Annotated in this window: 5 protein-coding genes, 1 pseudogene and 1 riboswitch; all 6 genes and pseudogenes read right to left on the bottom strand. The window is 68.3% G+C overall.

The features are described 5' to 3' along the window. A partial coding sequence (locus WAO18_RS24735) for an ATP-binding cassette domain-containing protein (protein ID WP_422208861.1) occupies positions 1-1514 on the bottom strand: 1514 nt, incomplete at its 3' end. Between the two features lie 52 nt (positions 1515-1566). Then, entirely contained in the window at positions 1567-2640 is a 1074-nt protein-coding gene (locus tag WAO18_RS24740) for a FecCD family ABC transporter permease (protein WP_422208862.1), read from the bottom strand. Beyond that, entirely contained in the window at positions 2637-3827 is a 1191-nt protein-coding gene (locus WAO18_RS24745; protein WP_422208863.1) for an ABC transporter substrate-binding protein, read from the bottom strand. Before WAO18_RS24745 ends, WAO18_RS24740 begins: the two co-directional genes overlap by 4 nt. Before the next feature lie 35 nt (positions 3828-3862). Beyond that, a riboswitch (cobalamin riboswitch) is annotated at positions 3863-4041 on the bottom strand. Positions 4042-4070: 29 nt separating this feature from the next. Beyond that, on the bottom strand, positions 4071-4445 hold the full coding sequence (locus WAO18_RS24750) for a DUF5073 family protein (RefSeq protein WP_422208864.1): 375 nt from the start codon (positions 4443-4445) through the stop codon (positions 4071-4073). Continuing rightward, positions 4445-5233 (bottom strand): heavy metal-binding domain-containing protein, encoded by a 789-nt coding sequence (locus WAO18_RS24755; protein WP_422208865.1) that lies wholly within the window; start codon positions 5231-5233, stop codon positions 4445-4447. The genes WAO18_RS24750 and WAO18_RS24755 overlap by 1 nt, the downstream gene beginning before the upstream one ends. Positions 5234-5309: 76 nt before the next feature. After that, positions 5310-6385, bottom strand: a pseudogene (ctpC, locus tag WAO18_RS24760) (manganese-exporting P-type ATPase CtpC); the annotation flags it as partial.

Genomic DNA, 6385 nt, shown 5'->3' on the forward strand with positions numbered 1-6385 from the left:
CCTTGATGGCGATCGTATTCCCGCGCCGCGCCCAACAAAGCCGATGCGGCGTTGCCGCGCAACATCTCTGGAGAGACGTTCGTCAGCTGTTGCAGCGCCGCGGACAGCGATGCGAGGTGGGCGTCGAGGATCGTATCGGCCAGCTTGGCTTGCAGGCCGTCACCCTGCCATGCGATCGGGCGGGCGATATGCAACGCGATCTGGCTGCCGAATTCGCGGAACAACAGCTCTTCGGGGCCGAGTGCGGGCAGTAGTCGATGACCGGCGACGGCGCCGATGCCGATCGACCACAGCCGCGCGGCGAAGCCGAGGAAGAAGATCGATGCGGCGACTCTCGGCTCTGCGGCATTCAGGCGGGCTTGCACCCGCTCGACGACGTCGCCGAGTAGTTCGCGGTCGCTGTAGAGCTGCTGCACCGGACGCCAGCCGTTGTCGACGGGCCCGGTGCTGATGGCGAAATAGGGGTTGATGTCTGCTAGTTCGGCCAGCGCGGCGGCGGCGTCGGCCGACGGTGTGCAACGGGCGGTGTCGGGGTCGATCCCGCGGATCATCTCAGGCAAGGTGCCCAGTGTGGCCGATGCACCGAAACTGCTCGCGCGCACAGTGATTCGATCGGCATCGTCGGCAGTGACGACCAGTTCGGCGGGCTCGCCAACCGTCCAGCCCTCCCGGGCAAGGACCCGCTGCACCGCTGCGCGCAACCCATCGGGCGCCACGATGCGTGCACTTCGCCCTGCGTTGCCACGAACCGCGAACGTGGCTGTGATCGGGTCGAATCGCATTGTTTCGCTGTCGAATTCAGCGCCGATCCGGCCGGCAAGGATCAGCTCTTCGGGCGTCGCGTCGGCGAGCCTGCCGCCGCGGCCGAGCAGCCAGACCCGGTCGGCGACCCGCAGCGCCAGCTCGAGGTCGTGGGTGGACATGACGATCGTCAGGTGCTGGTCGCGCGCCAGGTCGCGCAGCATCTCGACCAGGCCCGTGCGGGATGGGACGTCGAGGAACGCGGTCGGTTCGTCGAGCACCAGTACTTCGGGCTGCTGGGCCAGCGCGCGGGCCGTCAGCACACGCTGCCGTTGGCCGTCGGACAGGACGGCGGCCGGGCGTGCGGCCAGGTGCCGGGCCTCGACCGCGTCCAGTGCCTCCTCGACGATGCGGTGATCGTCGGGGGTGAGCCGGCCGGTCAGGCCGAGATAGGGGATACGGCCCAACGCCGTCAGCTCCCGGGCCGACAGCAGACCGGGTTCGACGCGGTCGGTCAGCACCACCGCAACACGGCGGGCCAACTGGTTGACCGCGACGTCGGCCAGGGGTGTTCCGTCGAGCAGCACCTCGCCGCTCAGCGCGGGCTGCAGGCCGCATAGGGTGCGGATCAGGGTGGACTTGCCACAGCCGTTGGGGCCCAGCAGCACGGTGAGCTCGCCGGGACGCGCAGCAGCCGACAGGCCGGCGGCGACGGACGTGGTGCGACGGCGGCTGCGGTACCCGATCGCGAGCTGACGAAATTCCAGGCTCATCTGCGCCACTCCTCGATCCCGGCTACGCCGGCATCTTCGTCGTTGGCGCGGCTCATCGCTGCATCCCCACGCCGTGGCGGCTGCGTAGCAACACCAGCACCACGATGGGCGCCCCAACCAGTGCGGTCAGCGCGTTGACCGGGAGCACCGCGTCGCTGCCCGGCACCTGGCTGACGATGCCGCAGACCAGTGCCACAGCCGAACCCATCAGCACCGTGGCCGGCAACACCGCACGGTGGTCAGATGTGCCGAGCGCAAGTCGCCCCAGGTGTGGCACCGCGAGCCCGAGAAAGGCGATCGGCCCGCAGAACGCCGTCGTCACACCGGTCAACAACGACGCCGAGACGACGGTGATCAGCCGCGCCCGTCGGACATCGATACCCATTGTGCGGGCGTAGCTTTCACCGAGCAGCTGGGCGTTGAGGGCGCGGACCGTCAGCGCGGCCGCGGTCATTCCCACCGCGACGACGGGCAGTAGCAGCCGCAGATCCGGCCAGCTGGTGCCGGCGAAACTGCCCAACCCCCACAACAGGTACTGCTGGATACGTTGTGGGTCGGCGTACACCAGCAGCACGCTGACCACCGCGGTACCCGCCGCGCCCACCATCACGCCGATCAGCAGCAGGCTCGCCGCCGAGCGCACCCAGCGAGCAAGCGTCAGCACGATCGCGAGCACGGTCGCCGCACCGACCGCGGCGGCAACAGCCACGCCGGCGCGTCCGCCACCGGCCAGCCCGGCCGTGAAACCGGCGCCGGATCCCGTCGCGATCACCACGACCCCGACGCCCAGTCCGGCGCCCGAGCTGACCCCCAGCACGTACGGGTCGGCCAGGGTGTTGCGGAACAGCGTCTGCATCTGCAGGCCGGCCACGCCGAGGCCCGCGCCCGCGGCGATCGCGGTCAGCACCCGCGGCAGCCGCATGCTGTGCACGATCACCTGCCAACGCGGGTCGGACGCTTGCGCGCCCACCAGGACGCGCGCGGTGTCGAGCAGCGGCACCCGCACCGGGCCCAGCGCCAGGCCCAGCAGGGTCAGCACCACAACCGAAGCGGCCAGCGTGGTCAGCACCACCGTGGTTCGATTGAACCGCAAGGAGATTGAGGTCGTCGCCGCGTTGGTCGTCATGCGCTCTCGACCTTCCGGTAGAACGTGAACCTGTGGTCGGGCGCCAATTCGGGATGCAGAATCGCCACCAGATCAGCCAGCACCAGATCGGGCCGTGCCGTGCCACGCTCCCAATAGTCGTTTCCGCCGCCCGGGCCGAGCGCCTTGGTCGCCGACCAGACCTGGCCGTTGCGGACCGCGGCGAGTTCGCCGTACCGGTTGTCGGCGGCCAGCACGTCGCCGACCGTCTTCCAATCGCTGGCGACCAGCCACAGCGGCGCGTGGCCGGCTTTGGCGTAGACGGATTCGAAGTTGAGCTGCAATGAGCCGGTGCTTGGATCACCGGCCCAGGGGTAGCTGCCGCCGGCGTCCAGGATGAGGCGGCCCGCGTAGTCGCCGCCGGCGGGCATGGCCCAGCTGCCCTGATACATGGTTCCGGGCAGCACTTCGACGGGTCGCGCACCGGCCGATTTCCGGGAGAGGGTGGCGTAGTCGTCCCGGAGCCTGCCGTAGAGCTCGGCGGCTTTCTTCTCGGTACCGGTCAGAGCGGCCAGCACCTTGATCCACTCGGCCCGGCCCAGCGGGGTGGCCTCCAGCCACTCGGCGTCCGCGACCACGTTGACCCCGGCGTCGCGCAATTTCGGGTAGCCCGATTCGTCGGTGCCGGAGGTCACCAGCACGTCGGGATGGGCCGCGATCACGCGCTCGACGTTGACCTGCTGGCCCGGCCCGTAGCCGACGGTCTTGCCGCTGCTGATGCGTTGCCGCAGTTGCGGATCGACGACGTCGGCCGGGTCGGCCACCCCGGTGACCACATCCGCGCGGTTCAGCTCGGTGATCATGCCCAGCTGTGTGATGGAGGCCGAGTACAGGCTGGCAACCGGAACCGTGATCCGTTGCGCGCGGGCCAAATCGCCGCTCAGTTCGGGGGCAGGCGCGCCGCAGCGCACCAACACGAAGGACTCCGGCCGGCCGTGCGGGTACGGCTGCTTGACGGTCAGCACCTGGTAGCTGTCGTGATAGCTGAGGGTGAAATTGGTGGCGTCGAGAACCGTTGACTTGTCCGGGAAATAGTCGGTGCCGGCGCGGAAATCGACGATGCAGTCGTGAGCGGGCAGGCTGCCGATTCCGGGGTGGGTGACGCAGCCGCTTACGGCGGCCACCAGCGAAGCGCTCAGTGTGAGCGCCACCCCGAAACGGCGTGACATCGACTCGTCGGCTCTCTCGGGATGCACCGTCCCGGTTCGCAGGATGCGACGACGCGAGTGTCCTGGCTCTCGGATCGCTGCTCGCCTCGCCTTCCAGCTCGCGGCCGTGGCTAGTGAGGTTCGCTCCCCGATGACAGTGGCGGGACCGCGCCGGATTCGCACCGGCTTCCTACTTCGTCATCGCCTTACCCGGGCAGTATCGCATCCTCGCGACGCGGCTGTTCGCAAATGGGCGGCCTCGCGTCACCCTGCACCGGCGCTCAACGCGTCCACGGCCGCGTCGATGCTCGGGACGACTGAAGCGCCGTGTCGGGCGACCAGCTGCCCGATGGAGCGGGCCAGGTGCGGCCCCACCGCGTCCGCCAGCAGCATCTCTTCGCCGATCACGATGCCGCCGACCACGTGTGCGGCCAGCAACCGACGGTCGGGGGTGACCTCGTAGCGCCAGTCGCCGATGTGCAGCCGTTCGGGTTGTGACTTGAACATTCCCCGACGTTCGGCGGTGTGTGTGACGCCCGGTACCCCGGCAAAGACGGTGATCACCAAAGCGATTCCGCCCGGACCGGCCAGCGCGTCGGTGACGGTGCGGCTCACTCGTTCGGCATCGAAAGCCGACATCAGTCGTTCATGGCGAGCACGAATGACGGCGAGATGGTTTCAGCGGTTCCGCTGCGGCGCACTGCCGTTCCCGCGGCGTAGAACTCGACCGTGTGGTAGCCCCAGGCATAGTTCTGGATGGCGAAATGGACGCCGACGACTCCGGATGCGCCGTCGCGCTCGGCTTCGCTTTGCATGCGCGACATGGCCAATTCGCGGGCTTCATAGTTGCCTTGCGTCCACTGGGGCATTTCGGTGTTGCGGCCCATTTGGCGCAACGTTTGCAGAAAGCCTTGTGCGGCAATGTGAAAGACGCAGTTGCCCATCACAAACGCCACCGGCGCGTAGCCCGATCGAAGCAGGGTGGCCAAGTCTTGTCCCGACAGGTGGCTGGAGAATGCCTGCCCGTTGCTGCGTTTGAACGCTCCCGGCTTGGGTGTGTAGCGCACCGCGGTACCGACCGCGATGAATTCCAGGTGCTCGGCTTCGGCGCCGTGCTGGCGCCATTCCAGGCGGACACCGACGACGCCGTCGGCGCCCAGCGCGTCGGCTTCGGCCTGCATGCGGGCCATCGCGTTCCAGCGCGCCCGGTAGGTGGCCTCGGTGAGCACCGGCAGCTCGGATTGTTGCCGGATACCGGTGAATTGGTAGCCCACGTGGTAGACGGAGACACCCATCACGAGGTCGAGCGGTTCGAAGCCGGCCCCGTGCAGCAGCGCGAATTCGTTGATGGACAGATCCGATGTGAAGACCTTGTCGGCATGCGAGAGCCGTTCGCTGGCCACGGGGTCGAGCGGGGTCGATGACACGTGTCCGTCCTTTCGCCGTACGAGCCTTTCGCCGGCTGCGCACATCGTACGAGGCCGACGCCGGACGGAGCACCATTCAGTCCAGGCGGTACCGAATCAAACGTGAACTGTTTGCGACAACGGCCACCGACGACGCGTTGTGCAGGACCGCGGCCAGCACCGGTGACAGCGCGCCGCCGGCGCCGATCAGCAGCCCGGCGGCATTGACCGCGATCGACATGCCGTAGTTCTGCCGGATTACCTCGACTGCGCGGGCGCCCAGGTCGCCGACGTCGAGCAGGCGCCGCAGGTCGTCGTTGGCCAGCGCGACGTCCGCGGTCTCGACCGCGACGTCGGTGCCGGCCAGACCCATCGCGATGCCGATGTTCGCCGCCGCCAGCGCGGGGGCATCGTTGATGCCGTCGCCGACCATCCCGACGACGTAGCCTTCGTCCTGGAGTTGGCGAACCACTTCGAGCTTGTCTTCGGGCAGCACCTCGGCGCGCCACTCGTCGATATCCAGTTCGCCCGCAACGACTTTCGCAATTTCTGGGTGATCGCCGGTCAGCATCACGATTCGGCGAATTCCGTTGGCACGCAACTTGTTCAGCACGTCGGGCGCCTCGGAACGGATTTCGTCGCGCAGGCTGATCAGCCCGACCAGCGTTTCGTCTACGGCGAGCAGCAGCGGAGTCTCCGCCTGGCGGCGCAGCTTGTCGACCCAGTCGGCGGCCTCCTGCGAAACCTTGACGTTCTCCGAGCGCAGCAGCGACGGGCTACCCAGCAGCAGCGTCCGTCCGTCGGCCCAGGTGCGCATGCCCAGGCCGACCAGCACTTCGCACTCCTCGTGCGGTGGAATGGTGATCCGGCGCTCCTCGGTGGAGCGAATCACGGCCTCGGCCAGCGGATGGCGAGAGTGCAGTTCTGAACTGGCCGCGTAGGCAAGCACCTGCTCGGGCTGCCAATCATTGTGTAACGCAATGATGTTCGTGACCACGGGGCGCCCGACCGTGAGCGTGCCAGTCTTGTCGAAGACGATCGCGTCCACCCGGCCGGCCTGCTCCAGGTGTGACCCGCCCTTGATCAGGATGCCGCGACGAGCGCCGTTGCCGATCGCGGCGCTGATCGCCGTCGGCGTGGCAAGGCCCACCGCGCACGGGCAGGCGATCAACA

This window comes from Mycobacterium sp. (genome assembly GCF_049278535.1).
In the GTDB taxonomy this organism is placed as follows: domain Bacteria; phylum Actinomycetota; class Actinomycetes; order Mycobacteriales; family Mycobacteriaceae; genus Mycobacterium.

Bases quoted from the DNA above. Each gene is read 5' to 3' on its own strand.
- WAO18_RS24740 (WP_422208862.1), bottom strand. From the start codon at position 2,640: ATGACGACCAACGCGGCGACGACCTCAATCTCCTTGCGGTTCAATCGA.
- WAO18_RS24750 (WP_422208864.1), bottom strand. From the start codon at position 4,445: ATGTCGGCTTTCGATGCCGAACGAGTGAGCCGCACCGTCACCGACGCG.
- WAO18_RS24745 (WP_422208863.1), bottom strand. From the start codon at position 3,827: ATGTCACGCCGTTTCGGGGTGGCGCTCACACTGAGCGCTTCGCTGGTG.